Genomic DNA, 26,427 nt, shown 5'->3' on the forward strand with positions numbered 1-26,427 from the left:
CCTCCTAATTTTACGAAATAACATCCAAAACTATGGGAAGCGGATCTTTTTTCTTATTTCCTATTTTAATTGCTTCTCTAAAAATTTCCTGAGCCCTCTTCAATTTTTCAACATCATTAGCATAAAAAGTCACGATAGGCTCATTCTTCTCTATCTTATCTCCAATCTTCTTGTAAAGTCTTATCCCTACAGAAAGATCAATTTTATCTTCCTTTTTCTCTCTCCCTGCACCAAGAGCCATCACACTTAAAGCTACCTTATAAGCATCTATATCCTCCACGTATCCCCCTTCAAGAGAATAAATCTCCTTTTGAATCTTAGCACTCAACAGAGGACTATAATCATCTACTATTTTTACATCTCCACCTTGAGTCTTAATCATCTCTTTAAACTTTGCCAAAGCCTTTCCATTGCTCAATTGTTCCATCACCTTAGCCCTGATATCCTCATTTTTATAATTAATATTTATTAATCTCAACGTCTCTGTAGCAAGAGTAACTATAAGTTCATTCAAATCCTTAGGTCCTCTGCCCTTAAGAGTTTCTATTGCTTCCATAACTTCAAGGGAGTTTCCAATAGCAAAACCTAAAGGTTGATCCATTTGAGAAAGTACTGCAACAATTTTTCTGCCAAATCCTTTACCAATACCCACCATAATCCTGGCAAGTTCTTTCGCAGAATTTATATCCTTTATAAAAGCACCTCTCCCCACTTTAACATCTAGAATTATTACATCAGAACCGCTCGCAATTTTCTTACTCATAACACTACTTGCTATTAGTGGTATGGAGTCAACAGTCCCTGTTACATCTCTTAAAGCATATATTTTTTTATCCGCAGGAACCAAATCTTCTGTCTGACCTACTATGGCAATACCTATCTCTTTAACTTGTTTTATGAATTCTTCATCCTTCATACTTGTTTTAAAACCTGGAATAGATTCCAACTTATCTATAGTCCCTCCTGTATGTCCCAAACTTCTGCCAGACATCTTTGCTACAGGATATCCCATAGAAGCAATTAGGGGTGCAAAGATTAATGTAGTTTTATCTCCTACCCCACCAGTACTATGCTTATCTACTTTTATCCCTGGTATAGAGGACAAATCCAAAACCTTTCCAGAGTAAGCCATCTTTTTCGTTAAAGTAATGGTTTCTTCTATATTCATACCCCTAAAATAAATAGCCATTAATAGGGCAGACATCTGGTAATCTGGAATATCTCCTTTTACATATCCGTCCACTACAAAACTTATCTCTTCTTCACTTAAAGCCTCTCCATTTCTCTTTTTAATGATAATATCAATCATTCTCATGATCCTTTCCACCCCTTCTCTATTTCATTCAAAAAACTTTCCCCACAAAGATCATTCTCCACCTCAAAAAACTCTGCAAGGGTCTTACCAAGATCCGAGAAAGTTTTCCTAATTCCTAAGGAAAAAGTACGTTTAAAATTAGGAGAATAAACAAGAAGAGGCACATATTCTCTTGAATGGTCCGTGCTTGGAGTCGTTGGATCATTTCCATGATCAGCAGTAATTATTAATAAGTCAAAATCAGAGAGGAGACCCATTACATCAGGCAAGGCATCATCAAATTCCTTTAGAGCTCTCGTCATTCCCTGAGGATCATTTCTATGTCCGTACAACATATCAAAATCTACAAGATTCACAAATATTAGTCCTTCCCTTAATTTTTCCCAGGCTTTAAAGATATTATTTATACCCTCAGTATTATTTTCTTGATGAAAAGATGAAGTTAACCCTTTTCCCGCAAAAAGATCTTCAATCTTTCCCACTCCTATAACATCGTAATCATTTTGTTTAAGATAATCTAATAGTGTAGGTTTGAAAGGAGGCAAAGAAAAATCCCTTCTTCTTGGTGTTCTGTAAAAATTTCCAGGAGAACCCGCAAAAGGTCTTGCAATAACTCTTGCCACTGCATGATCACCTTGTAGCATAGCTCTTGCAATTTCACACATTCTATAAAGTTCTTCTACTGGAATTACATCTTCATGAGCAGCTATTTGAAAAACACTATCTGCTGAGGTATAAACAATAGGATATCCTGTCTTCATGTGATATTCACCCAATTCTTTTATAATTTCTGTTCCTGATGCTGGCTTATTTCCAATCACCTTTCTCCCTATAGCTTTTTCAAAAGCTTCTATTATTTCCTTAGGAAACCCATTGGGATATACGGGAAAGGGTTTCTCAAGAATCAAGCCTGCAATTTCCCAATGTCCTGTTGTGGAATCCTTTCCTGGCGAAGCTTCTGCCATCTTACCATAGAGGGCTATAGGGTCTTCTTCTTTGGGAATTCCTGGAATTTCTTCTATATTAGAAAGTCCCATCTTTCCCATATTAGGGAGATTAAGACCCCCCACAACTTTGGCAGTATTTACTAAAGTATTACTTCCCTCATCGTTATATTTAAAAGCATCAGGAAGCTCACCTATTCCCACACCGTCCAAAACTATTAATATAGCTCTTTTCATTTATCATTCCTCCTTGTTAAAGGGTGAGCCTTTTGATAAACCTCATGAAGCTTGCTAGAAACAATATGAGTATAAATTTGGGTAGTGGCAACATCAGAATGGCCAAGAAGTTCTTGTACAATACGTATATCAGCCCCATTAGATAGGAGATGAGTAGCAAAAGAATGTCTAAAAGTATGAGGACTAACCTTCTTAGGAAGTCCTAAGATTTTAGAATAGGTCTTTATGATAAACCATACACCTTGTCTCGTTATTCTCTCACCTTTTTTATTTAAAAACAACGCCTTTTCATCTTTTGGATTAAAAGAATCTCTCACTAAAAGATATTTTTTAAGACTTTCTACAGCATAATCCCCCAAAGGAATAATCCTTTCTTTATCTCCTTTCCCAAAACATCTAACATATTTTTCTTCTAAGTTTATACTTTGAACATCCAAATTAACAAGTTCTGAAACTCTCATGCCCGTAGCATAAAAGGTTTCAAGAATTGCTATATTTCTAATACCAAGGGGAGATAAGGGATCAGGAATTTTCAAAAAATTCTCTATCTCTTTGTTATCAAGAATCTCTGGAAGATACATAGGAATCTTTGGAATTATCATAAAACTACTGTAATTCCTATTAATATAGCCTTCCCTTAGAAGGAATTTTAAGAAGCTTCTTATAGAAGATATCTTTCTTGCAATAGATTTTATCTTGTATCTGTTATATAAAGATACTAAATACCTTTGCCACTCTTCTCTTTTTAAGTTTTTAATATTTACCTTTTCTTTTTGAAGAAAAATAATAAAATCTTCTAAATCTCTCCTATAGCTATCAATAGTATTAGGAGACATGTTTTTTTCAAATTTCAGATAAAATAAAAAATCCTCTAATTTATCTTTCATAGACTTTCTCTTATCTTATATAGAATAATCCCTACCGCTACCGAGACATTTAAAGATTCCACTTTACCATATGATGGTATTTTTACAAGCAAATCACAAGACTCTCTAACAATCCTATGTAAACCTTCTCCTTCGCTTCCTACTACAAGAGCAAGAGGAAAGTTATACTCTACTTTATTATATAAATTTTCAGTATTAAGGTCTGCCCCTACTATAAACCATCCTTTCCCTTTTAACTCTCTTAAAAAATTTGCTATATTAGAAACCCTTATTACAGGTATGTAAGACAGAGCTCCAGCCGAAGTTTTAAAAGAAACAGAAGTTATTCCCGCACTTCTTGCTTTAGGTATCACTATCGCTGAAACACCCGCAAATTCAGAAGTCCTTGCAATAGCTCCCAAGTTATAAGGGTCCTGAATATGATCCAGCACCACAATTATACTTTTATTATCCAAAGATTTTTCCAATTCTTTCCAATCTTTATATGGAACTGAGGAAAGAATAGCAAGAACTCCCTGAGAATTTCCATCCACCATTTTTTCTATAAAGCTTCTCTCCACATACTTAATGGGAATACTTTTCTCTTTAGCCAACTTTAATATCTCGTTAAATTTATTATCAAAATGAATACCTCTCGCGATATATATCTTGTTTAAAGGAATCTCACTTTTAAGAGCCTCAAGTACTGAATTCTTTCCATAAATTATATCTTCCATCTTATGCTCCTTTCTTTATTAATAACTTACAAGAGCTACAGCAAAAACTGCTATTCCTTCTTTTTTTCCAATGAAGCCTAATTTTTCATTAGTAGTAGCCTTTACACTCAAGCAATCCTCAGGAATCCTCAATATTGAGGACAAATTCTTAATAATTTTATCTCTAAAAGGCATAATTTTGGGTTCTTCAGCAATAATTGTACAATCGATATTAATTATATTCACTCCTTTTTCTTTTAACAAATCTCTTACCTTCTCAAGAATAATAGTGCTAGGAATACCCTCAATGCTTTTATCATCAACAGGAAAAAAATAACCTATATCAGGTAATGCAGATGCCCCTAAAAGGGCATCTGCTATAGCATGTATTAAAACATCCCCATCAGAATGGCCTTTTAAACCCTTATCAAAAGGTATCTTTATTCCTCCTAAAAAAAGCTCTCTTCCTTCCTCAAAAGGGTGCACATCATAACCTAAACCAACTCTAATTTTTGTATAATCCCTTCTATCCATAACAGATCATCCTTAGTGGTAATCTTTATATTTAAAGGATCTCCCTCTACTATATAAACAGGAATATTTAATCTTTCTACTAAAGAAGCATCATCGGTCCCTATAAAATTATCTTCTACCGCTTTTTCGTGAGCCTTTTTAATTATCTCAAAGGGAAACATCTGAGGAGTTTGAATAAGCCATAGTTTGCTTCTATCAAGAGTTTCTATAACTTTCTTGGAATTCTTATCTACCACCTTTATAGTGTCTCTTACAGGAATGCCAAGGATAGCCGAAACTTTTTTCTCTGTACAAAAATCTATAAGTTCTTTTATCTTTTTAGTTGATATAAGAGGTCTTGCTGCATCATGGATAAGTATATAATCGCAGGAAAAGTTAATAGATTTTAACGCATTATAGACAGAATTTTGTCTTTCCTCTCCTCCTGGAATTATCTTATAGATTTTTTCCAATCCCCAATTACTTATTTTCTTTTTATAATACTCTACCATCTCCTCCCTCACTACAAGAATTATTCTTTCTAAGTCTTCTATATCGTTTAATTTTCTTAATGAATAATACACTATAGGCATACCTTTTATATCAATTAGAAGCTTATCTTCTCCAAATCTTTTACTTTTACCTGCAGCCACAATAATTCCAGTTATTTTTTCCAATGCTCTTTCTCCTCTTTTACCCTACCAAAAATTAATCGCCCTGCAGCTGTTTGAAAAACACTGGTAACAGTAACCTTAACAGTTTGTCCAATATACTTCTTACCATTTTCCACTACCACCATAGTACCATCCTCAAGATATCCCACACCTTGTCCGGGTTCTTTTCCTTCCTTTATTATACTTATCAATATTTCTTCCCCAGGAAGATAAATAGGCTTCAATGCATTTGCAAGCTCGTTGATGTTTAAAACCGTTATTCCTTCAATTTTAGCAAGCTTATTTAGACCATAGTCATTGGTAATAATCTTACCGCCTAAAGTCTTAGCGAGTTTTACTAACTTACTATCCACACTTTGCACTTTTGGAAAATCCATATCTACAATGATTACCTGACTGCCAAGTTCTTTCCTTATCTGACTCAAATTATCAAGACCGAATCTACCCCTATTTTTCTTAAGTGATTCAGAAGAATCAGCAAGTTGTTGAAGTTCCTTAAGAACGAAACGAGGTATTATGATTTTTCCCTCTATGAAATTAGTCTTTAAAACATCTACAATTCTACCATCTATAATAACACTTGTATCTAAAATCTTTACATAAGGAAAATTTACAAGATCAAAAAATCTAATTTTTCTTGCAAAAATAATATAAATACTTAAAACCAAAAGAGAAAAAATGAAATTAAACATATTCCATAGATTTCTAAAGTTAGAGCATAAAAGATAAGATGACAGAACAAAGTCGCCCATAAAAGGAATAAAAGTCACTATTAATAATAATTTCCAATTTTTTCTCATGAATTTTCAGTCCCCCATAATAATGTGATTATAAATAAATCCCTTAAAATTAAAATATTAAAAAGTTAAAATTCTCTGCATTCTTGTTAATGCCTCTCTAATCTTTTTAGCCCTCACCTCCCCAACTCCTTCAATATTATCAAGATCCTCAAAACTACTCTCCAGGATTCTTGGCAGATCACCAAAATAATTAACAATTTTTTCAATCACACTTGAAGGTATGGATGCAATCCTATTTAAAATTCTATATCCTTTGGATACCACTATTATTCCTGTATCTATTTCTTCTTTTCTATAGCCTAAGATCTCTCCAGCTATATAAGAAAATTCTTGGAAATTCCCTCTAAAATTAGCAACTAATTCCCTCAAAATGTCCTCAGGATCTTTGTCTTTCTTAGCATAATCTTTTATCACCAAAACAGTCTCTTCTTTTACCCCAGTAAGTAGAACCTCTAGCTGTATCTCTATAAGTCTCCCTTCTACCCCAAGTTCAATTAAATAATTTTCTACTTCTTTCCCTATAGTAAATAACATGCAGGCTCTATGTAAAAAAGATAAAACCTCATATATATTAACTTGGTTCTCCAATTCAAGAGAATTAAGTCTGTTTAAAAGATCATCATAAATGTTTCTATATCTTTCCATGGTTTGAAGAGCTTGAGAGGCTTTAGTCAATATCTCTTCCACATCTCTTAAAACGTACTTCCAATCATTTTGAAACAAAGTTATAGTATCTTTTCTTTGAGAGACGCTAATAACAAGACACCCTGTCTGTTTAGCAACCCTCTCAGCAGTAGCATGTCTTGCCCCAGTTTCAGAAGAGGAAATAGTAGGATCAGGTAATAAAATAACATTAGCAAACAATATCTTCTTTCCGTCCTTAGAAAGTATAATAGCACCATCCATTTTTGACAACTCATATAACCTATTCGGAGTAAAATCTATATCTAAGGGAAAACCACCGTTCATAAGAGGTCTAACCTTTTCTATTTCTCCAACAACAATTAGGGCTCCTGTCTTAGCTTTTACTATTTGTTCCAAACTTTCTCTCAGTGGAGTTCCAGGAGCTACAAATCTTAAAGCCTGTAATGCAAACTTCTTTAACTCCGCCATTTTTCCCCCCAAACTAAATCTATTCCCTCACCAATATCTGTAATAGTCCGCACATTCATATTATATTCATACGACTTAACTTTGCTGTCCTTAGGAATTAATGCTTTATTAAAGCCAAATTTCTTTGCTTCTTTTAACCTTCTTTCTATGTGAGGAACAGTTCTAACCTCTCCCCCGAGTCCTATCTCCCCTATAGCTACCATATCAGATGGAAAAGGTTTATTTATCAACGCAGAAAGTAGAGCAAAGGCAAGTCCTAAATCTATTGCAGGTTCACTTATTTTTATTCCACCCACTACATTTACAAATACATCTTTATCAGAGAAACTAATATTTAGCTTTTTCTCAAGAATGGCCAATATAAGCACCAATTTATTAAGATCTATACCTGAAGTAATCCTCCTGGGATATGATGTATTTGTTCTACTTACAAGGGTCTGCAATTCTATCAATAATGGTTTTGTTCCTTCCATAATTGGTATAATAATAGATCCTGAAACATTAGTATTTCTATTTTCAATTACCTTTGCAGAGATATCCTCTACTTCAAAAAGTCCATTTTCTTTCATCTCATAGAGTATGAAATCATTAGTAGGACCAAATCTGTTTTTAATTACTCTTAATATCCTTAAATCATGATATCTTTCACCCTCAAGATATAAAACCGCATCAACTAAATGTTCCAATATTTTAGGTCCTGCAATATCTCCTTCCTTAGTAACATGCCCGACTAATATGACAGCTATATTATTCTTCTTCGCAAAATCTACTAATTTAGAAGTACATTCTCTCACCTGAACCACATTTCCCGGAGAAGTAGGAAACTCAGAGGAATAAATTGTTTGAATAGAGTCTACAATTATTAGTGAATAGTTAGAATTTTCAAGGTTTGGTAATATATTTTCAATATCTCTTTCAGACACAAAATCAATATTTAACTTATCACCTGAATTTAATCTCCTTAATCTTAGTCCCACCTGTGATAAAGATTCTTCGGCAGAGATGTATAAAACTCTTGTATCATTTTTATCAAGCGATATAGCAAGTTGCAAAAGTAACGTAGATTTGCCAATTCCAGGCTCTCCTGCCAAGAGAATTACTTCCCCCTCCACAATTCCCCCACCAATAACATAATCAAAACCTGTCAGGCCCGTTTTCAACCTGACAGGCTCATAATTCAAAATATCTTCTAATCTATATACCCCCAAATTTTCTTTACTTTCTCTATTATTAAAACCCTGCTTTTTTTCGGTAATCTCAATAAAGGAATTCCAACTTTGACAGTTAGGACATCTGCCAAACCATCTTACACTCTCATATCCACATACTTGACATACAAACTTGCTCTTTACTTTTGACATTTAAAAACTTACTATGAAGGCTCCTTCGCAAGAGTCATCTTTCTAAACACTATTTCTCCCTTTTTATCAAGTTCTGCTCTTATAATATCTCCCTCTTTAAAATCCCCTTGAAGTATAAATTCAGCTAATGGATCTTCAATATAGTATTGAATAGTTCTCTTTAAAGGTCTTGCTCCATACTGAGGATCATATCCTTTCTCAAGTAATAGTTCTTTTACCTCATCACTTATTTCTAATTCCAACTTCTTTTCTCTTATCCTCTCCTGGACTGGTTTGAGTAATAATTCTAAAATTTGCTTCAAATCTTCCTTGGTAAGTGGCTTGAAGAATACAATCTCATCAAGCCTATTCAAGAACTCTGGTCTAAAGTACTTCTTCATCTCACTCAAAATTAAATCTTTAATTTTATCAAAAGACTTTTCCCTATCCTCTTTAGAAGCAAACCCTATACTTGCCTCTTGCTTAAAATACTCTGCTCCAAAGTTTGAAGTCATTATCAAGATAGTATTCTTAAAACTTACTCTTCTACCATGACCATCGGTAAGTTGTCCTTCGTCCATTATTTGCAAAAGGATATTAAATACATCACTATGAGCCTTTTCTATCTCATCAAAGAGAATAACAGAATAAGGTCTCCTATGAACTTTTTCAGTAAGTTGTCCTCCTTCCTCGTATCCCACATATCCAGGAGGAGCACCAATTAACCTTGAAACAGTATGCTTCTCCATAAACTCTGACATATCAAACCTAATTAAAGCATTCTCATTTCCAAAGAGGTACTCTGCAAGTGCCCTTGCAAGCTCAGTCTTTCCAACCCCTGTTGGTCCTAAGAACATAAACACACCTATAGGTCTTCTTGGATCCTTCAAACCAGATCTTGATCTTCTTATAGCCCTTGAGACCACCCTTACAGCCTCATCCTGAGAAATTATTCTCTTATGAAGCTCTTCTTCCATTCTTAATAGCCTTTCTCTTTCTTCAATTAGAAGTTGAGCTACAGGTATTCCAGTCCAAGTAGCCACTACTTGAGCCACATCTTCAGGAGTTACAACTCCAAGATCAGAAGGAGAAGATGTATCTATGAAATTTCTAAGATACTCTTCAATCTTTCTTTCTTCATCTCTTAACTGAGCTGCTCTTTCAAACGCTTGATTTCTTATAGCAATCTCCTTTTGTTCTCTTATTCTCGCGAGTTCAAGTTCTAAATTACTATGCACTGTGCTCTTTTGTTTTCTCAATCTTACCCTCGCTGAAGCTTCATCTATTACATCTATCGCCTTATCAGGCAAGAATCTATCGGTTATATATCTAACTGACAATTTGACTGCTTCTTCTATAGCCTCATCGGTAATTTTAACTCTATGATAATTTTCGTATTTTTCTCTTAAACCTTTCAATATCTGTATAGTCTCTTCAGGTGTAGGCTCGTTAACCATTATAGGCTGAAATCTTCTTTCTAATGCCCCATCTTTCTCAATATACTTCCTATATTCTGATGGGGTTGTAGCACCAATTAATTGTATCTCACCCTTTGCAAGAGAGGGTTTCAAAATATTTGCTGCATCAACCGCTCCTTCTGCTGCTCCTGCCCCAACCAAGGTATGAATCTCATCTATAAAAAGGATGACATCTTTTGCCATCTTAACTTCCTCAATGATCCTTTGCATTCTCTCTTCAAACTCACCCCTATATTTTGTACCAGCCACGATACTTCCCATATCAATAGCAACGATCCTTTTATTTAACAAAGTATCAGGTACTTCACCATCTACTATCTTTTGAGCAAGACCCTCTACTATAGCGGTCTTACCAACACCAGGTTCTCCCACAAGAACAGGATTATTTTTAGTCCTTCTACTCAGTATTTGAATTATCCTCTCTAACTCTTTTTCTCTCCCAATAATAGGATCCAATTTGCCTTGCCTTGCAAGTTGAGTTAGATCTCGACCAAACTCATCCAAGGTAGCTGTTACTGTTCTCTTTTTCTTTAAGGAGTTATTATTAGAAGTATTCATTTGTTGTCTGCCTCTTATCTTAGTTGGATCTATAGGCTCACCAAGAAGTTTTAATATCTCTATAGTAACATCTTCTAATCTTACTCCCATTCCCTCCAAAACATGAGCTGCTACACCTTCACCTTCCTTCAACAGTCCAAGAAGCAAATGCTCAGTTCCAATATAGTTATGATTAAGTTCCTGAGCCGATTCAGAAGCATATTCCAGAACCTTCTTTGCTCTTGAAGTGAAGGGAAGTGCTCCATAGGAGGTACCATCTCCACGACCTATCAATCTCTCTATCTCATTCCTGAGCTGATTCAGATCAAGTCCTAAATTAATAAGGACTTGAGCTGCTATACCTCCCTCCTCACGTATCAACCCCAGGAGAATATGTTCTGTCCCCACCGTAGAATAATTAAGCCTACGTGCTTCCTCCTGTGCTAAGAGTAGTACTCTATATGCCCTTTGTGTTAGTTTATCCATCATTTTTTATGCACCTCCTTAAACGACACCTCCCGGATTTATTTTATAATTTTTAAGAAAACCACGCAACAAATCTGCTCTCACCCCATCCCTCTCTTCAGAATCCATTTCTTTTCCATATTTCAGCTGCAAATGCGCTGGTAGCATTAAGATCATAAGAAGATCCAAAACCTTTAAGGGTATGTCTAACATTTTTAAATATATTCCAAATCTCAAATCTGATAATAAGTTTATAGCCTCAATACTACTTAGATATCTTGCATTACTTAATATTCCATATGCTCTACCTATCACATCTTCCACATACCTTTTTTGTTCCTCAAATAGAAATTCTCTTGTTACCAGCTCTTCAGTTATTATCTTCTTTGCCATCTTTTCCATCTTTTCAATCAAATCTTCCTCCTTAATTCCTAAGGAGGATCTGCTTGTGATTTGGTAAAAACCTGCGATAGGTTTACTTCTTTCCCCATAAATACCCCTTATAAGAATTTTGGCTGACCTAAGTTTCCTGAGAAAGTCTTTTATTTTACCAGAATAGGTTAATCCCGGAAGATGCACAATAAAGGAAATCCTAACTCCACATCCCAGATTAGTTATACAAGAAGTTAAATAACCCAATTTATCATCAAAAGCAAACTTGAAATAATCAGAAAAACTCTCCTCTAAAGAAAGTAATCTTTGCCAACTTTCCTTTAGCTCTAAGCCACTACTCAATACTTGTAACCTAAAATGGTCCTCCTCATTTATCATTACACTAAGTTTACCATCTCTATCTACTAAAAGTCCAGCACCTTTAATATTATCTAAATGATCGTCGCTTATCAGGTGTTTCTCAACTAAAGATTCGAGTACAAGATTTGGTAACTTTTCTAATTTTAAAAACTCATATCCACCAAAATTTAGATCATTTTTATAAACCCATTCCACCTTATTAAGAATTCTTCTTCTTTGAGACTCTGTTGCTTGGATTGGAAAAACAAAATCTTCTAAATTTCTTGCAAGCCTTATTCTAGTACTTAATATCACCTCTCTATTATTACCTTTTTCTTCTCCTAACCATTTAAGATACTTATAATAAAACTCTCTCATCCACCCTTCCCTATATTTTTAAGAAGATCTCTTAATTTTGCGGCCTTTTCATAATCCTCTTCTTCTATAGCCTTGGAAAGTTCAATTTTATATTTTAATATTTTATCCGTTTTAAATTCTTTTTTAATTGGAACTCTTCCTCTATGAACTTTATTCCCATGATATTGATATACCAGTTTACCTATTTCATCTCTAAAATAACTGTAACAATAACTACAACCTAACATACCTGTCTCTTTAATTTCTTCTAAACTTCTATTACATTTTGGACATCTTTTGACTTTTTCGTCTCTCATAAAATAATTACCCTGAAATATATCTTTTATAACCTGCTTTAAGCAATATTCACAAATAGAATATTTTCTTTTCCCTTTTTCATCGCTTATCTCCAAGACATATACAGCCTCGTTCTGATTACAAAAATCACATTTCATCCCTATTCTGAACACCTCTTTAAGAAGTACTCATGTATTCTCAAATCATCAGTAAGTTCAGGATGAAAAGTCAAACCTAATATATTACCTTCCTCTACAAATATGGGTTTATTCTCAAAAGTTGCATGAACTTTCACATTTTTGCCTATCTCAACAATTTGAGGAGCCCTTATAAACACACATTCAAATTCCTTTTCACCAAGAATAGGAATTTTTATATAAGTAGAAAAACTTTCCCTTTGCCTACCATAGGCATTACGAGACACAGTTATATCTAATACTTTAAGAGTCTTTTGATCAGGATGATTTTCTATCCTATTTGCAAGCAAAATTAGTCCAGCACATGTTCCCATAGCAGGCAGCCCATTAGCCAACTTTTCTCTTAATACATCAAAGAGTAGACGATTTTCTAAAAGAGTAAAAAAGGTAGTACTTTCTCCTCCTGGAAGAATTATCCCATTAATAATATCCAAATGTTCTGGCTTTTTTACTAAAACTGTCTCAACCTCTAGCCTTTTTAACATTTTTTCATGTTCTACTACAGAACCCTGTATAGCAAGTATTCCTATCCTCATTTTACCAACCTCTCACCTGCAATAATTCACTTTCAGATAGCTTTCTTACATCAATACCAGGCATTGGCTCTCCTAAATCCTCCGATATCTCCGCCAATACATAAGGATCATCATAATAAGTAACAGCAAGAACTATGGCTCTTGCTCTCTTTCTTGGGTTCTTTGATTTAAATATTCCAGATCCTACAAACACTCCATCAGCGCCAAGATGCATCATTAAAGCAGCATCAGCAGGAGTAGCAATACCACCAGCAGCAAAATTCACTACAGGAAGTCTTCCTAATTTTTTTGTCTCTATTATAAGATCTAATGGAGCCCCTAATTCTTTTGCTTTTGCCACTAATTCTTCGTCGGGGAGAAGAACTAATGACCTTATCTCGTCCATAATTTGTCTCATATGACGTACCGCCTCTACCACATTTCCTGTTCCCGCCTCTCCTTTTGTCCTAATCATAGCTGCTCCCTCTGCAATCCTTCTTAGAGCTTCTCCCAAATCCCTAGCACCACAAACAAAAGGAACTTTGAAAGCGTGTTTATTTATATGATATTTTTCATCGGCAGGAGTTAAAACCTCACTTTCATCAATAAAATCTACCCCGAGAGCTTCTAAAATTTGAGCCTCCACAAAATGACCAATCCTAACTTTCGCCATAACAGGAATACTAACTGCTGACATAATCTCCTTTATCTTTTTAGGATCTGCCATTCTTGCTACTCCACCTTCTGCCCTTATGTCAGCAGGAACTCTTTCAAGAGCCATAACAGCCACAGCACCAGCCTCTTCAGCAATTTCAGCCTGCTCAGCGTTAGTCACGTCCATAATTACTCCGCCTTTTAGCATCTGAGCCAAACCTCTTTTTACTTTATCTGTTCCTGTAAAGACCTGCATCTATAACACCCTCCTTTAAAAAACCATCGATATTTTTCTAAATGTATACTCCTTTTATATGAATTTGTCAAAATATAGTATATTAAAATTTTGTTAAGAAGACTTATGGAAATAAAGATAAATTTTCTCAGCAATTTTTTCAGAGATTCCTGGAATTTTTTTCAAATCCTCCAAAGATGCTTTTTTCAAACTTTCTAAATCATTAAAAGCCTCAAGAAGAATTTTCATCCTTTTTTCTCCTATGCCAGGTATTTTTTCCAAATGAGAATCTATTAATTTTTTACTACGTAATTTCCTATGATAAGAAACAGCAAACCTATGAGCCTCGTCTCTTACTTGTTGGAGAAGATGCAGAGCAGGAGAATCATAAGGAAGCAAAATAGAATCAGAGTTTCCTGGAACAAAAATTTCCTCTCTCTCTTTCGCAAGAGCTAATATAAACTTAGGTTTTATTTTTAATTCCTCAAAAACCTCTAATACCGCATTTAGTTGTCCTTTTCCTCCATCTATGAGCATAATATCTGGCAAGGGATCTTCCTCAATTTTATTAAGTCTTCTTTTTATCACTTCTTGGAGCATTAAATAATCGTTGGGTGATTCTTCTGTATACTTAATCTTATACCTTCTATACCTATTTTTATCGGGATATCCATTTTGAAAATAAACCCTTGCCCCTACTGCTTCTCTTCCTTGAAGATTAGAAATATCATACCCTTCTATAGCAACAGGCAGATTAGGCAAGTTAAAAATTCTCTGAAGTTCGGAAAGAGCTAACCACACCTTTTCTGATCTTAAACTCTCAATAGTCAAATCCTTTAATGCCATATTTAAAAGTTTTTCCTCATCCTCGCTTTCTGGTGTCCTTATTTCTACTTTTGTCCCCTTTCTTCTACACAAAAATTCCTTCAAGTCCACTTCTCCTCCAAAGACCAAAAAGGGGAGTACTATGATCTCAGGGATATCTCTTACTGAATAGTATTGTAAAATAAAACTTTCAAGGAGTTCATCTCGGGAATATTCTTCGGGTAAAGTTAAATTAAATATCCTCTTTTCAACCAATTTTCCTTCCCTTATTAAATAAACAAGCACTTTTGCCTTATGATCCTCCACATAGAATTGGATTAAATCTTTATTCTCTCTATTGAAGGTAAGGATCTTCTGTTTTTCGCTTAAATTCTGCAACAATCTTATTTTATCTCTTACTTTCGCAGCCTTTTCAAATTCTAAATTCTTAGAATACTTCTGCATTTCATTGTAAAGTTTATTTATGATCTCTTCATATCTCCCCTCCATAAAGTCTATTACTTCTCTTACAATCTCTTGATAATCCTCCTTGGTAATATATCCCTGACATGGTGCCTTACAATTTTCAATAAAGTAATTTAAACAGGGTCTTTTAGGCTTTGATTTTGGCAAATTCCAATTGCAAGATCTTAAATTAAAGAGTTTTTTAACCATAGATATGGTCTCTCTTACAGTTCCACTTTGGGTATATGGTCCGTAATATTTTGCCCCATCATCCTCAAAACGTCTTGCGAGAATAAGCCTTGGATATTCCTCATACAAAGTCAATTTCAGTAATGGATACTGTTTATCATCCCTTAGTTGAATATTCATAATGGGCCTATGTTTTTTAATGAGAACCGATTCCAAAATCAAAGCTTCCGTCTCTGTATCAGTTATATAAAACTCTATATTTTGAGCTTTCTTCAAAATATAAGCACTTTTAGGAGACGAATCACTGAAATAAGACAAAACTCTTTTTCTCAGGTTTTTTGCTTTACCTACATAAATTACTTTACCTGAGTGATCGTAAAAGATATATACTCCAGTGCTTTCTGGAAAATTTTCTACTTTTTGTTTAAGGTTTAATATGCTATCATTTTTCATACCATAGATAATTTTAAATCAACTAAAAATAAACCTCAACAAAAAAAGTTGCATTGAATTTTAACATAGGGTATATTATTAAAATAGTTTTTAATAAATAATAAAGCGAGGAATAGAGCATGAGGAAACATATTTATGAGCTCATAAAAAAAGCTGTAAATTCTTTAAAAGAAAAAGAAAATTTTATAGTAGACGATATTGAGATTATTGTAGAAACTCCAAAACAAAAAGAATATGGAGATTACGCAACAGCTGTTGCTCTCCAAATTGCTCAAAAAAATAAAAAACCGCCGAGAGTAGTTGCTGAAAAAATTTCAGAGTACATTAAAAAATCACCCTTTGTAAAAAAAATAGAGATCGCTGGACCAGGTTTTATAAACTTCTTCCTTAATGATGAAGCTTTATGGGAAACTCTCAGATTAATTAGAAAGGATATAGATGATTTTGTAAAAATACCTTCAAAAAAGAAAAAGATACAGATTGAGTTTGGAAGCATCAACCCTACAGGCCCCATGCATATCGCCCATGCAAGAGGAGTAACCATTGGTGATTCTTTAGCAAATCTATTTAAGAGAATAGGTTGGAATACAGAAAAGGAGTTTTATATAAATGATGCTGGGAACCAGATTGATCTTCTTGGCGAATCTCTATATGCAAGATATATGCAGCTCTTAGGTTATGACTATCAAGTTCCCGAAGAAGGTTATCATGGATATTACCTTATAGAGTTAGCAAAAGAGTTATTGAACCAAAAATCCCAGATAGAATCAATGGATGAGACAGAAAAAAAGAAGTTTTTCAAAGAATATGCCCTAAGCAAAATGTTAGAAGACATAAAAACAACACTCCTAAATTTCGGAGTAGAGTACGATGTCTGGTTTAGTGAAAGAACCCTACATGAAAACGGCAAAGTAAAAGAGGTATTAGAAATTTTAAGACAAAATGGGTACACCTATGAGAAAGATGGAGCTCTCTGGTTTTCCTCTACAAAATTTGGAGATGAAAAAGACAGAGTTCTCATAAAAAGTGATGGAAAAGCAACTTACTTTTTAGCTGACATTGCTTATCATTTAAATAAAATTCAAAGAGGTTTCGATTGGATAATCGACGTGTGGGGAGCAGATCATCACGGTCACGTAACTAGGTTAAAAGGAGCAATTCAAGCCTTAGGATATCCTAAGGATATCTTAGAAATAATCTTAGTACAAATGGTAAGACTTATGAGAGGGAATGAAGAAATAAAGATGTCAAAAAGAACAGGAGATTTTATAACCTTAAAGGAGATTCAAGAAGAGGTTGGAAAAGATGCAATAAGATTTTTCTTCTTATTAAGAAGCCCTGAAAGTCAGCTTGACTTTGATATAAATCTTGCTAAAAAGCAATCAGTAGAAAATCCTGTCTATTATGTACAATATGCCCATGCAAGATGTTGTAGTATACTTAAAAATGCAGAAACAAAGGGTTATAATTTGGCAGATCTGGATAAAGCAGATTTATCCCTCCTTAAGGAAGAAAAAGAAAAGGATTTAATATTAAACCTCTTAAGATATCCTGAAAGATTAGAAGATATTACCAGGACCTTAGAGATACATCAGCTTCCTTTTTATCTCTTAAATCTTAGCACTCTCTTTCACGGGTATTACGATTCTTACAAAGTAATAAGTGAAGATAAAGAATTAACCTTAGCAAGACTTGTTCTTGTGGATTGTGTTAGGATTATAATAAAAGATGCCTTAAGTATACTGGGGGTCTCAGCCCCTGAAAAAATGTAAGGGGGTGTGATTATGAAAATAAGATGGTATGGACATGCATGCTTCCTCTTCACAAATTCAGAAGGTAAAAAGATTCTTACAGATCCTTTTGACTCTTCTGTTGGATATCCTCTACCTGACGTGGAACCTAACATAGTTACCGTAAGTCATGAGCATTTTGACCATAATGCGGTCCATCTTTTAAAAGGAAATCCTATATTAGTACAGGGAGAAGGTGAAACTCAAATAAATAGCGTAAAGATAAAAGGTCTCAATACCTTTCATGACGAAGAAAGAGGTAAGAAGAGAGGAACAAATACCATTTATTTAATTGAAACTGATGGAATTAAAATATTACATTTAGGAGATTTAGGACATATTTTAACGGATGAATATAAAGAAAAAATCGGAGAAGTAAATATACTTTGCATCCCTGTAGGAGGAACCTTTACCATTGATGCTAATGGGGCAGTGAAGGTGGTAGAGCTCTTAAAACCCAACGTGGTAATACCAATGCACTATAAAACTCCCCATTTAAAATTTGACCTTGCTAAAGTAGAAGACTTTATCAACAAAGTTAATTATCCTGTAAAAAAATTTGAGGAAAAAGAGATAGAAATAAATAAAGATACCCTTCCTCCTTCTACCGAAGTTTGGATCCTATCCTACTAATCTCAAACTCCATAAAATTCATAGGAGGCTAATTATGAATAGAGACGAAGCCTTAGACAAAGTTAAAAAGTACGTAAAAAATAAAAATTTAATAAAGCACATGCTGGCTACAGAAGCCATTATGAGGGCTCTTGCTAAAAGATTTAATGAAGACGAAGAAAAATGGGGACTTACTGGACTTTTACATGATATTGATTACGAAATTACAGAGAAGGAACCTGAAAAACACAGTCTTCTTGCAGAAGAATTACTTAAAGACGAAAATCTGTCTAAAGATGTTATCGATGCTATAAAAGCCCACAATGAAATACATAATCTACCAAGAGAAACCCTTCTTGCAAAGGCACTATATGCGGTAGATCCTCTAACAGGACTCATTGTTGCTGCAGCATTAATACACCCTGAAAAAAAGTTGGCTCCTTTAGACGTGAATTTTATCCTCAACAGATTTAAAGAAAAAAGTTTTGCAAGAGGAGCAAATAGAGATCAAATTAAAACCTGCGAAGATTTAGGACTAAGTTTAGAAGAGTTTATAGCGATAGGTTTGGAGGCTATGAAATCAATCTCTGATGAATTAGGATTATAAGGAGGAACTCTTATGAGATCTAAAAAGGTTGCGAAAATAGCATTGTATGCTGCTTCTTATTCAGTACTTACTGTAATTTTAAGTCCCATAAGCTATGGTCCTATTCAAGTAAGAATATCAGAATTCATGACCTTATTTCCATTTATAGACAAGTTAGCCATACCAGGACTTTTTATAGGCTGTGCAATAGCTAATCTATTTAGTCCAGCTGGTTGGATAGATGTGATTTTTGGGAGTTTATTCACTTTAATTGCAGCCTATTTGACCAGAAAAATGCCCAATGTTTATCTTTCCCCTATTCCTCCAATACTTATAAATGCTTTCGGGGTTAGTTTGTATCTTCACCTCTTTTTTAAGCTACCTTATTTGTTAAATGTGCTCTACATAGGAGTAGGCGAAACTATTGCTACATACATTATTGGGCTTCCTATTCTTCTTTACATATTCAGGAATGAAAATTTAAAGAAATTCTTTACCGAGGAGTAGACAGAGATGAGAAAACTAAGTATTGAGGAAGAATTAGAGATATTAAAATCTAATGTGGTAGAAATAATTCCTGAAGATGGCTTATATGAAAAACTAAAAAAAGCACGAGAAGAAGGAAGGCCTTTAAGAGTAAAATTAGGAGCAGATCCTTCTGCTCCTGATCTACATTTAGGACATGCTGTGGTGTTGAGAAAATTAAAACAATTTCAAGATCTTGGACATCAAGTAGTATTTATTATTGGAGATTTTACTGCAAGAATAGGAGATCCCTCAGGGAGGAGCGAAACCAGAAAACCTCTAACTCCAGATCAGGTTAAAAGAAATGCTTTAACCTACCAAGAACAGGTAGGAAAGATTCTTGATGTCACAAAGGCAGAAATAAGGTATCAAGAAGAATGGTTTGGAAAAATGAAATTAGAAGATGTTTTGGTTTTAACTTCCAAATATACCATTGCAAGAATGTTAGAAAGAGACGATTTTGCTCAAAGATTCAAAGAACAAAAACCAATTTTTATACACGAGATCATGTATCCCCTGCTTCAAGCCTATGATTCTGTAGCTATAAAAGCAGATATAGAACTTGGAGGAACTGATCAAAAATTTAACCTTATCGTGGGAAGAGAAATTCAAAGAGAGTATGGTTTGGAACCTCAAGTAGCAATGCTGATGCCAATTTTAGAAGGACTTGATGGGAAACAAAAAATGAGTAAGAGCCTTGGAAATTACATAGGACTTACCGAGCCCCCTAATGAAATGTATGGAAAAGTAATGTCAATTCCTGACGAATTAATCATTAGATACTATGAGCTTGCAACAGAACTTACCAAAGAAGAGATTAGAAAAATAGAACAGGAAATGAAAGAAGGAAAGCTTAATCCCAGAGATGCAAAGGCAAGATTAGCAAGAGAAATTGTGAAAATATATCATGGAGAAGAAGCAAGTTTAAAAGCAGAGGAAGAATTTAACAGAATATTTAGAAATAAAGAACTTCCTGAAAATGTACCTGAAGTGGAAATATCTGAACCTAAAATATGGGTTGTAAAACTGCTAACTCAGGTGGGTGCAGCAAAAAGTAATAGCGAAGCCAAAAGACTAATCTCTCAAGGTGCTGTAGAAATAGATGGTACAAGAATAGAAGACATAAATTTAGATATTACTATTGATAAGCCCTTCATATTAAGGGTGGGAAAACACTTTTTTAGGAGGATTAAAAAAGGATGAAAAAAACAAAGAAAAGAATTATAAGTGTTACTGTATTTTTTGGAAGTTTAGTCATAATAGCTTCTGCTAAAATTATAGAAACTAATTTATGGAGAAATTTTACCCATTTAAGACCTATAAAAGAGGTCATCATAGTGGATGGAAATAAGAGACCTATAAAAGTTAAAACCAATGCTGGCTTTGTTTGGGAAGTACTCGAAGAAAAGAAGATAAAAGTATCTAAATTTGATATTGTCAGTCCTCCAGCAAGAACTCCACTAACAGAAAGAATAAAAGAGATAAGAATTACAAGAGTGAATGAGACTACTATTAAAAAAATAAACATTATTGAACCTAAGATCATCCTGAAAGTAACCTATGCAAAAACTTATACAGAGAAGATAAAGGACTATGGAAGGTTTGGTAAGATCGAAGAAATTTACAAAAGAAGAACAATCAATGGAAAACCAGAAAAAGAAGTCCTAATCTCTAAGAAAGAGCTTCAAAAGATGTCCCCTAAAATTATAGAAATTACAACCCCCATCCTTAAATACCTCAAATTAGATTCCGCTACTTTTGAAGTGGTAAAACCCATAAAAGTAACTGCAACCGCCTATGAACCCTGGACTGGAGGCGATGGAAACAACATCACTGCTATAGGCTGGAGAGCTATGAAAGGAATAATAGCTGTAGATCCAAGATACATTCCCCTAAAAAGTGCTTTTTATATTCCTAATTATGGCTTTGCTTTAGCGGGAGATACTGGGGGACTCATAAAAGGATGGAAAGTAGATTTGTGTTTTTCTACCTTAAGAGAAGTAAAATATTTTGGTAGACGAAAAATCACTATTTATCTTCTTAAAAGAATAGCTTAAAATGGATTTAACAAGCAAATCAAAGCTTATAGAAATTCTTCGAAGGAATAATATATTTCTAAAAAAAAGCTTAGGACAAAACTTTTTAATTGATAAAAATATTTTAAAAAAAATTATTGATGCTTTAGAGATTTCAAAAGAAGACAATATATTAGAGGTGGGGTGCGGAGTTGGAACTTTAACCCTTGAGCTTGCAAAAAAAGCTAAAAAAGTTATTGGAGTAGAGATTGATAAAAGATTCAAATCCATCCTTGAGGAACTATTAAAAGACTATAACAATGTGGAGATACTCTTTGAGGATGTTCTAAAATTAGATCTTTCAAGAATCATAAATTTACCTTATAAACTGGTAGGGAATTTGCCCTATTATATATCTGGTAGTTTCTTGGGAGAATACTTTCAAAAAGGTCCCTATGCCCATCTTATGGTTATAATGCTTCAAAAGGAGATGGCTGAAAGACTAACTTCCTCACCTGGAAGCAAAAAATACAGCCCTCTTTCTATCTTGCTTCACATCACTTATTCTTATGAAATTATCTCAAAAGTTTCCCCTTCTTGCTTTTTTCCTGCACCTGAAGTAGAATCAGTTGTACTAAAATTAAAATTTAACCCTAAACTTGACAAAATCTATAACAAAGAATTCTTCTTCAAACTCATAAAGGAAAGTTTTAATCAAAGAAGAAAATTTCTCCTAAATAACTTGGAAAGAGCTTTTCCTTCTATAGATTGGAAATACGTATTCACCGAACTTAATATTGATGGTAAAATAAGAGCAGAAGAGCTATCGCCTGAAGGATATATTACCTTATCAAATAAGGCTTTTAATTTATGGAAAAGTTAAACATATATACTTTTGGTAAAATTACCCTTTTTCTTGATGTAATAAACAAAAGAGAAGATGGATATCATAATGTAAAAATACTTCTTCACAATGTAGATTTTTGGGACTTTATGCAGATTTCCCTACTTCCTTATCCTCACTTTATATTGGAATCAAATCTCCCCATCCCCTCAGAAGAAAATCTTGTCTACAAAGCTTATAAAAAATTTATTGAAATCACAGGAGAAAAAGTAGGTGCCAAGGTATTCCTTTTCAAGAAAATACCAACTCAGGCAGGACTTGGTGGAGGAAGCTCAAATGCTGCAGGAACAATTTGGGGATTAAATCTTCTTACCAACTTAAATCTCCCTTTGAGAGATATGGCAAAAATAGGAGAGACCTTAGGTTCAGATATTCCCTTCTTCTTTTATGGTGGCTCTGCTATAGCAGAGGGAAAAGGAGAAATTATCAAAAAAATAACCCATCAAAATTTTAAATTTATTCTTATCTTTCCTCCGTATGGTATAAGTACAAAGGAGATCTATTCCAAAATAAAAAAAGAAGATTTAAATATACATATTGACTTTGAAAATATTCTCTTAAATTTTGAGAGAGGAATTTTATTAGAACCATACAATTTTTTTGAATATATAGTTTTTAAGAGATATCCAGAATTAAAAAAAATAAAAGAGTCAATATCCCCCATCACTTATGTGGCTTTAACAGGAACAGGTTCTACCATGTTTGTGGTAATTAAAAATGATTCTGAAATAAAAGAAATCATCAAAAAGCTTGAAGAATACTTAGAAAAGGGTTATAAAATAAAACTTGTTAAATCAAGTCCTTTTGGAATTAAAATTCTTAAGATAAAAGGAGTGTTTTAAAATGATAAGTCTAAAAGATATAGAATCCTCAAGGGAGAGGATTTCACCTTTTATCCACAAAACTCCTATATCCTTTTCCCAAACTTTTAGTGATATGACAAGAAAAGAAGTATTTTTGAAATTTGAAAACTTACAAAAAACAGGTGCATTTAAAATCCGAGGAGCCATAAATTATATATCTCAACTTAAAAAAATTAAAGGAGTTATAACTGCTTCAGCTGGAAATCATGCTCAAGGAGTAGCATACGCAAGTAAAATCTTTGGCATATCTTCTACCATAGTAATGCCCGAAAACACACCATTGATAAAGATTCTATCTACTAAAAACTATGGGGCAAAAATAATCCTTCATGGAAAAGTATATGACGACGCCTTCTATTATGCAAAAGAATTAGCAAAAGAAGAAAATCTTGAATTTGTACCTGCTTTTGATGATGAAAAGATCATTGCTGGCCAAGGAACAATAGGGCTTGAAATCCTTGAAGATCTAAAAGAAATAGAAGCTCTAATTGTCCCAATTGGTGGAGGGGGTCTTGCTTCAGGTATTTTGATTGCATTAAAGGAAACAAATCCAAAAATAAAAGTTTATGGTGTGCAATCTAACGCCTTCCCATATATGTACGAAAAAATAAAAAAAGTAGAGATACCTCAAAAGCCAGAGCAAACCATAGCCGAAGGTATAGCCGTTAAAAAGCCAGGAGAAATTACATCCTCCATAATTGAGACATATATTGATGATATATTTGTTGTAGAAGAAGAAAAAATTGCAGAAGCGGTACTTTTACTTTTAGAAAGAGCTAAAACTCTGGTGGAGGGAGCAGGTGCTTCAACCCTTGCTGCCCTCCTAAAGTATTATACAGAGATACCCGAAGAGAAAATAGTACTTATCTTGAGTGGCGGTAATATCGACGTAAGTCTATTAACAAAAATCATTGAATTTGGCCTTATGGAAGCAGGGAGGATTGTCCACATGAAAGTAAAACTTCCTGATCTTCCTGGACATTTATCTGAGGTAATTGACGTTATATCCAAAGAAAAGGCAAATATTATTACCATCCATCAAGATCCGTCCTTACCTTTCTTCCCTAAGATAGAAAGTAATGTAGAATTTACCCTTGAAACCAAAAATCCCGACCAAATTAGGAGAATTTTTGATAAAATAAAAGAGAAAGGCTATGAAATTGAAATTTTAGAAAAAGGAGGAATTGTTAAATAATGAGTGATCTATTAAATATGCTCAAAGAAATCACAGAAGCTCCTGGAGTATCAGGATATGAGAAAGGGATAAGAGAAGTCTTAAAAAAATATCTATCTGAAATTGCAGTATTAGAAGAGGATCGTCTTGGAAGCTTGATATTTAAAAAACAAGGCTCTAAAGAAACTCCAAAAGTAATGCTAGCAGCTCATATGGATGAAATTGGATTCATGGTAAAAAGCATAACTTCCAACGGCTTTATAAAATTCCTACCTCTTGGAGGCTGGTGGGATCAGGTTCTTTTATCTCAAAGGGTAATTATACATACCCAAAATGGTCCCATCGTAGGAGTAATAGGTTCTAAACCCCCTCATATATTATCAGAAGAGGAAAGAAAAAAAGTAGTAGAAAAGAAAGATATGTATATTGATATTGGAGCAAATAGCGAGGAAGAAGCCTTAAATTGGGGAGTAAGACCTGGAGACCCTATAACCCCTTATAGTGAATTCCAAGTAATGCATAACCCTGATTTTCTCTTAGCTAAGGCATGGGATGATAGGGTGGGATGTGCCCTTCTTGTGGAAATAATAAAAGAACTGAAAAATATAGATCATCCTAACACCATATATGGAGCTGCTACAGTCCAAGAGGAAATAGGACTAAGAGGAGCAACCACATCCTCTTTTGTAGTTAATCCTGATGTCGCCATTATATTAGAATCTGATATCGCTACAGATGTACCAGGCATAAACGAAGAAAAGAGGATCTATTTAGGAAAAGGTCCTTCTATAATAATTTACGATGCTACCATGATTCCTAACTCCAACTTAAGAAGAATATTTATAGAAACTGCTGAAAAACTAAATATACCAATACAATATTCTGCTCTTGAAAGAGGAGGAACCGATGGGGGAAGAATTCACATTCATGCTAAAGGTGTACCTTCAATAGTAGTTGGCGTGCCTGCAAGATATATCCATTCTCATACCAGTATTATTAATGTGAAAGATTTCTTAAATGCCAAAAAACTGATAGTGGAAGTTATCAAGAGTCTTAATAAGGAAATAGTAGAGAGTCTATGAAAAAAGCAAGAGCTATATCATTAATTTCAGGAGGTCTTGATAGTATCCTTGCTACATGGCTTATCCTACAACAAAACATAGATGTAATAGGAATAACTTTTTCTACTCCCTTTTTTAATTTAGAACGGGCTAAAAGGGCATGTGAATTTCTAAATATACCTTTACATATAGTAGACATAACCGAAGAATATATGGATATCTTAAAAAACCCAAGATTTGGTTACGGCAAAAATATGAACCCTTGCATTGATTGCCATGCTTTTATGGTTAAAAAGGCTAAAGAACTTCTAAAAGAATTTAATGCAGAATTTATCATCACTGGAGAGGTTTTAGGAGAAAGACCCATGTCTCAGAATAAACAATCCCTCAAACTTGTTGAAAAATACTCTGGAACCGAAGATATTCTCCTAAGACCTCTCTCTGCAAAACTTCTCCCCCCTACAAAACCAGAAAGAGAAGGATTAGTAGATAGAGAAAAACTCTTAGATATAAAAGGAAGATCAAGAAAAGTACAGTTAGAGCTTGCTAAAAAAATAGGTCTAAAAGAAATCCCTACCCCAGCTGGAGGATGCCTTTTAACAGAGCCTAATTTTTCCCGTAGATTAAAAGACTTATTAGAACACAACAAAAATATGAATAGAAGAGATTTAGAACTTTTAAAAATAGGTCGACACTTTAGATTAGACAATAATACAAAAGTAATTGTAGGAAGAAATAAAGAAGAAAATGAAGAACTAATGTATCTTGCCACGGAAGAAGACACTATCCTTAAAGCAGAAGAGCCATCTCCTATAGTTATAGTTCCCAATAAAATTGTGGAAAACGAAAAAGAGCTTCAAGAAATTGGAAAAATCACTGCTTATTACAGTGATCATAGAGAAGAGCCAAGAGTTAAGGTGAAAGTCAAATTAGGAAACAGAGAAAAAGAAATAGAAGTAGTTCCCTATAACAAAGAAAATTTTCCTTATAAGCCTATATAA

25 protein-coding genes and 1 pseudogene are annotated in these 26,427 nt (G+C 34.0%); 11 read left to right on the forward strand and 15 right to left on the reverse strand.

What is annotated here, in order from left to right:
• Positions 1-10 precede the first annotated feature (10 nt).
• From DTUR_RS07620 to uvrC, 15 genes and pseudogenes are all read right to left on the reverse strand, one after another.
• Complete coding sequence (locus DTUR_RS07620; protein WP_012583823.1) at positions 11-1,315, reverse strand: pyrimidine-nucleoside phosphorylase; 1,305 nt, start codon at positions 1,313-1,315, stop codon at positions 11-13.
• Entirely contained in the window at positions 1,312-2,496 is a 1,185-nt protein-coding gene (locus DTUR_RS07625) for a phosphopentomutase (protein WP_012583824.1), read from the reverse strand. Before DTUR_RS07625 ends, DTUR_RS07620 begins: the two co-directional genes overlap by 4 nt.
• Positions 2,493-3,383, reverse strand: coding sequence for a site-specific tyrosine recombinase XerD (xerD, locus tag DTUR_RS07630; protein WP_012583825.1), 891 nt, complete (start codon positions 3,381-3,383; stop codon positions 2,493-2,495). The genes DTUR_RS07625 and xerD overlap by 4 nt, the downstream gene beginning before the upstream one ends.
• A complete protein-coding gene (rlmB, locus tag DTUR_RS07635; RefSeq protein ID WP_012583826.1) occupies positions 3,380-4,099 on the reverse strand; it encodes a 23S rRNA (guanosine(2251)-2'-O)-methyltransferase RlmB in 720 nt (239 codons plus the stop codon). Before rlmB ends, xerD begins: the two co-directional genes overlap by 4 nt.
• A gap of 18 nt (positions 4,100-4,117) precedes the next feature.
• Positions 4,118-4,588, reverse strand: coding sequence for a 2-C-methyl-D-erythritol 2,4-cyclodiphosphate synthase (gene ispF / locus DTUR_RS07640; protein ID WP_353745315.1), 471 nt, complete (start codon positions 4,586-4,588; stop codon positions 4,118-4,120).
• The gene (gene ispD / locus DTUR_RS07645) at positions 4,573-5,268 is read right to left on the reverse strand and encodes a 2-C-methyl-D-erythritol 4-phosphate cytidylyltransferase (RefSeq protein WP_012583828.1); all 696 of its coding nucleotides are present in this window, start codon (positions 5,266-5,268) and stop codon (positions 4,573-4,575) included. Before ispD ends, ispF begins: the two co-directional genes overlap by 16 nt.
• A pseudogene (locus tag DTUR_RS07650) lies at positions 5,256-5,861 on the reverse strand (PIN/TRAM domain-containing protein); the annotation flags it as partial. The pseudogene DTUR_RS07650 and the gene ispD, both read right to left, overlap by 13 nt.
• A gap of 261 nt (positions 5,862-6,122) precedes the next feature.
• Positions 6,123-7,178, reverse strand: a complete 1,056-nt coding sequence (gene disA, locus DTUR_RS07655) for a DNA integrity scanning diadenylate cyclase DisA (RefSeq protein ID WP_012583830.1) — start codon at positions 7,176-7,178, stop codon at positions 6,123-6,125.
• Positions 7,166-8,539 (reverse strand): DNA repair protein RadA, encoded by a 1,374-nt coding sequence (radA, locus tag DTUR_RS07660; RefSeq protein ID WP_012583831.1) that lies wholly within the window; start codon positions 8,537-8,539, stop codon positions 7,166-7,168. The genes disA and radA overlap by 13 nt, the downstream gene beginning before the upstream one ends.
• Positions 8,540-8,550: 11 nt before the next feature.
• Positions 8,551-11,022, reverse strand: coding sequence for an ATP-dependent Clp protease ATP-binding subunit (locus DTUR_RS07665; RefSeq protein ID WP_012583832.1), 2,472 nt, complete (start codon positions 11,020-11,022; stop codon positions 8,551-8,553).
• Positions 11,023-11,037: 15 nt separating this feature from the next.
• On the reverse strand, positions 11,038-12,108 hold the full coding sequence (locus DTUR_RS07670) for an ATP--guanido phosphotransferase (RefSeq protein WP_012583833.1): 1,071 nt from the start codon (positions 12,106-12,108) through the stop codon (positions 11,038-11,040).
• Positions 12,105-12,542, reverse strand: a complete 438-nt coding sequence (locus DTUR_RS07675; protein ID WP_012583834.1) for a UvrB/UvrC motif-containing protein — start codon at positions 12,540-12,542, stop codon at positions 12,105-12,107. Before DTUR_RS07675 ends, DTUR_RS07670 begins: the two co-directional genes overlap by 4 nt.
• Before the next feature lie 2 nt (positions 12,543-12,544).
• A complete protein-coding gene (gene pdxT / locus DTUR_RS07680) occupies positions 12,545-13,117 on the reverse strand; it encodes a pyridoxal 5'-phosphate synthase glutaminase subunit PdxT (protein ID WP_012583835.1) in 573 nt (190 codons plus the stop codon).
• Position 13,118: 1 nt separating this feature from the next.
• The gene (gene pdxS, locus DTUR_RS07685; protein ID WP_012583836.1) at positions 13,119-14,006 is read right to left on the reverse strand and encodes a pyridoxal 5'-phosphate synthase lyase subunit PdxS; all 888 of its coding nucleotides are present in this window, start codon (positions 14,004-14,006) and stop codon (positions 13,119-13,121) included.
• Between the two features lie 93 nt (positions 14,007-14,099).
• Positions 14,100-15,896 carry an excinuclease ABC subunit UvrC gene (gene uvrC / locus DTUR_RS07690; protein ID WP_012583837.1) on the reverse strand — a complete coding sequence of 599 codons (1,797 nt, stop codon included), beginning with the start codon at positions 15,894-15,896 and terminating at the stop codon, positions 14,100-14,102.
• 119 nt (positions 15,897-16,015) lie between these two features.
• Here uvrC and argS point away from each other — a divergent pair, with 119 nt between their 5' ends.
• Genes argS through DTUR_RS07745 form a run of 11 tightly spaced genes read left to right on the forward strand, consistent with a single transcriptional unit; the run spans position 16,016 to position 26,427 of the window.
• Positions 16,016-17,668 (forward strand): arginine--tRNA ligase, encoded by a 1,653-nt coding sequence (argS, locus tag DTUR_RS07695; protein ID WP_012583838.1) that lies wholly within the window; start codon positions 16,016-16,018, stop codon positions 17,666-17,668.
• A 12-nt stretch (positions 17,669-17,680) separates the two neighbouring features.
• Entirely contained in the window at positions 17,681-18,319 is a 639-nt protein-coding gene (locus tag DTUR_RS07700) for an MBL fold metallo-hydrolase (RefSeq protein WP_012583839.1), read from the forward strand.
• A 34-nt stretch (positions 18,320-18,353) separates the two neighbouring features.
• Positions 18,354-18,905, forward strand: coding sequence for an HD domain-containing protein (locus tag DTUR_RS07705; protein ID WP_012583840.1), 552 nt, complete (start codon positions 18,354-18,356; stop codon positions 18,903-18,905).
• Positions 18,906-18,917: 12 nt separating this feature from the next.
• Positions 18,918-19,391, forward strand: a complete 474-nt coding sequence (locus tag DTUR_RS07710) for a QueT transporter family protein (RefSeq protein WP_012583841.1) — start codon at positions 18,918-18,920, stop codon at positions 19,389-19,391.
• 6 nt (positions 19,392-19,397) lie between these two features.
• A complete protein-coding gene (gene tyrS, locus DTUR_RS07715; RefSeq protein WP_012583842.1) occupies positions 19,398-20,612 on the forward strand; it encodes a tyrosine--tRNA ligase in 1,215 nt (404 codons plus the stop codon).
• Positions 20,609-21,466 carry a 3D domain-containing protein gene (locus DTUR_RS07720; protein WP_012583843.1) on the forward strand — a complete coding sequence of 286 codons (858 nt, stop codon included), beginning with the start codon at positions 20,609-20,611 and terminating at the stop codon, positions 21,464-21,466. Before tyrS ends, DTUR_RS07720 begins: the two co-directional genes overlap by 4 nt.
• A 1-nt stretch (position 21,467) precedes the next feature.
• Positions 21,468-22,307 carry a 16S rRNA (adenine(1518)-N(6)/adenine(1519)-N(6))-dimethyltransferase RsmA gene (rsmA, locus tag DTUR_RS07725; protein WP_012583844.1) on the forward strand — a complete coding sequence of 280 codons (840 nt, stop codon included), beginning with the start codon at positions 21,468-21,470 and terminating at the stop codon, positions 22,305-22,307.
• Complete coding sequence (gene ispE / locus DTUR_RS07730; RefSeq protein WP_012583845.1) at positions 22,295-23,170, forward strand: 4-(cytidine 5'-diphospho)-2-C-methyl-D-erythritol kinase; 876 nt, start codon at positions 22,295-22,297, stop codon at positions 23,168-23,170. The genes rsmA and ispE overlap by 13 nt, the downstream gene beginning before the upstream one ends.
• 1 nt (position 23,171) lies before the next feature.
• Positions 23,172-24,386, forward strand: coding sequence for a threonine ammonia-lyase (gene ilvA / locus DTUR_RS07735; protein ID WP_012583846.1), 1,215 nt, complete (start codon positions 23,172-23,174; stop codon positions 24,384-24,386).
• Positions 24,386-25,447, forward strand: a complete 1,062-nt coding sequence (locus DTUR_RS07740; protein WP_012583847.1) for a M42 family metallopeptidase — start codon at positions 24,386-24,388, stop codon at positions 25,445-25,447. Before ilvA ends, DTUR_RS07740 begins: the two co-directional genes overlap by 1 nt.
• Positions 25,444-26,427 carry a DUF814 domain-containing protein gene (locus DTUR_RS07745; protein ID WP_012583848.1) on the forward strand — a complete coding sequence of 328 codons (984 nt, stop codon included), beginning with the start codon at positions 25,444-25,446 and terminating at the stop codon, positions 26,425-26,427. The genes DTUR_RS07740 and DTUR_RS07745 overlap by 4 nt, the downstream gene beginning before the upstream one ends.

The organism is Dictyoglomus turgidum DSM 6724, from assembly GCF_000021645.1.
Taxonomy (GTDB): domain Bacteria; phylum Dictyoglomota; class Dictyoglomia; order Dictyoglomales; family Dictyoglomaceae; genus Dictyoglomus; species Dictyoglomus turgidum.

Bases quoted from the DNA above. Each gene is read 5' to 3' on its own strand.
- DTUR_RS07620 (WP_012583823.1), bottom strand. From the start codon at position 1,315: ATGAGAATGATTGATATTATCATTAAAAAGAGAAATGGAGAGGCTTTA.
- DTUR_RS07625 (WP_012583824.1), bottom strand. From the start codon at position 2,496: ATGAAAAGAGCTATATTAATAGTTTTGGACGGTGTGGGAATAGGTGAG.
- xerD (WP_012583825.1), bottom strand. From the start codon at position 3,383: ATGAAAGATAAATTAGAGGATTTTTTATTTTATCTGAAATTTGAAAAA.
- rlmB (WP_012583826.1), bottom strand. From the start codon at position 4,099: ATGGAAGATATAATTTATGGAAAGAATTCAGTACTTGAGGCTCTTAAA.
- disA (WP_012583830.1), bottom strand. From the start codon at position 7,178: ATGGCGGAGTTAAAGAAGTTTGCATTACAGGCTTTAAGATTTGTAGCT.
- radA (WP_012583831.1), bottom strand. From the start codon at position 8,539: ATGTCAAAAGTAAAGAGCAAGTTTGTATGTCAAGTATGTGGATATGAG.
- DTUR_RS07665 (WP_012583832.1), bottom strand. From the start codon at position 11,022: ATGATGGATAAACTAACACAAAGGGCATATAGAGTACTACTCTTAGCA.
- DTUR_RS07670 (WP_012583833.1), bottom strand. From the start codon at position 12,108: ATGAGAGAGTTTTATTATAAGTATCTTAAATGGTTAGGAGAAGAAAAA.
- DTUR_RS07675 (WP_012583834.1), bottom strand. From the start codon at position 12,542: ATGAAATGTGATTTTTGTAATCAGAACGAGGCTGTATATGTCTTGGAG.
- pdxT (WP_012583835.1), bottom strand. From the start codon at position 13,117: ATGAGGATAGGAATACTTGCTATACAGGGTTCTGTAGTAGAACATGAA.
- pdxS (WP_012583836.1), bottom strand. From the start codon at position 14,006: ATGCAGGTCTTTACAGGAACAGATAAAGTAAAAAGAGGTTTGGCTCAG.
- uvrC (WP_012583837.1), bottom strand. From the start codon at position 15,896: ATGAAAAATGATAGCATATTAAACCTTAAACAAAAAGTAGAAAATTTT.
- argS (WP_012583838.1), top strand. From the start codon at position 16,016: ATGAGGAAACATATTTATGAGCTCATAAAAAAAGCTGTAAATTCTTTA.
- DTUR_RS07700 (WP_012583839.1), top strand. From the start codon at position 17,681: ATGAAAATAAGATGGTATGGACATGCATGCTTCCTCTTCACAAATTCA.
- DTUR_RS07705 (WP_012583840.1), top strand. From the start codon at position 18,354: ATGAATAGAGACGAAGCCTTAGACAAAGTTAAAAAGTACGTAAAAAAT.
- DTUR_RS07710 (WP_012583841.1), top strand. From the start codon at position 18,918: ATGAGATCTAAAAAGGTTGCGAAAATAGCATTGTATGCTGCTTCTTAT.
- tyrS (WP_012583842.1), top strand. From the start codon at position 19,398: ATGAGAAAACTAAGTATTGAGGAAGAATTAGAGATATTAAAATCTAAT.
- DTUR_RS07720 (WP_012583843.1), top strand. From the start codon at position 20,609: ATGAAAAAAACAAAGAAAAGAATTATAAGTGTTACTGTATTTTTTGGA.
- rsmA (WP_012583844.1), top strand. From the start codon at position 21,468: ATGGATTTAACAAGCAAATCAAAGCTTATAGAAATTCTTCGAAGGAAT.
- ispE (WP_012583845.1), top strand. From the start codon at position 22,295: ATGGAAAAGTTAAACATATATACTTTTGGTAAAATTACCCTTTTTCTT.
- ilvA (WP_012583846.1), top strand. From the start codon at position 23,172: ATGATAAGTCTAAAAGATATAGAATCCTCAAGGGAGAGGATTTCACCT.
- DTUR_RS07740 (WP_012583847.1), top strand. From the start codon at position 24,386: ATGAGTGATCTATTAAATATGCTCAAAGAAATCACAGAAGCTCCTGGA.
- DTUR_RS07745 (WP_012583848.1), top strand. From the start codon at position 25,444: ATGAAAAAAGCAAGAGCTATATCATTAATTTCAGGAGGTCTTGATAGT.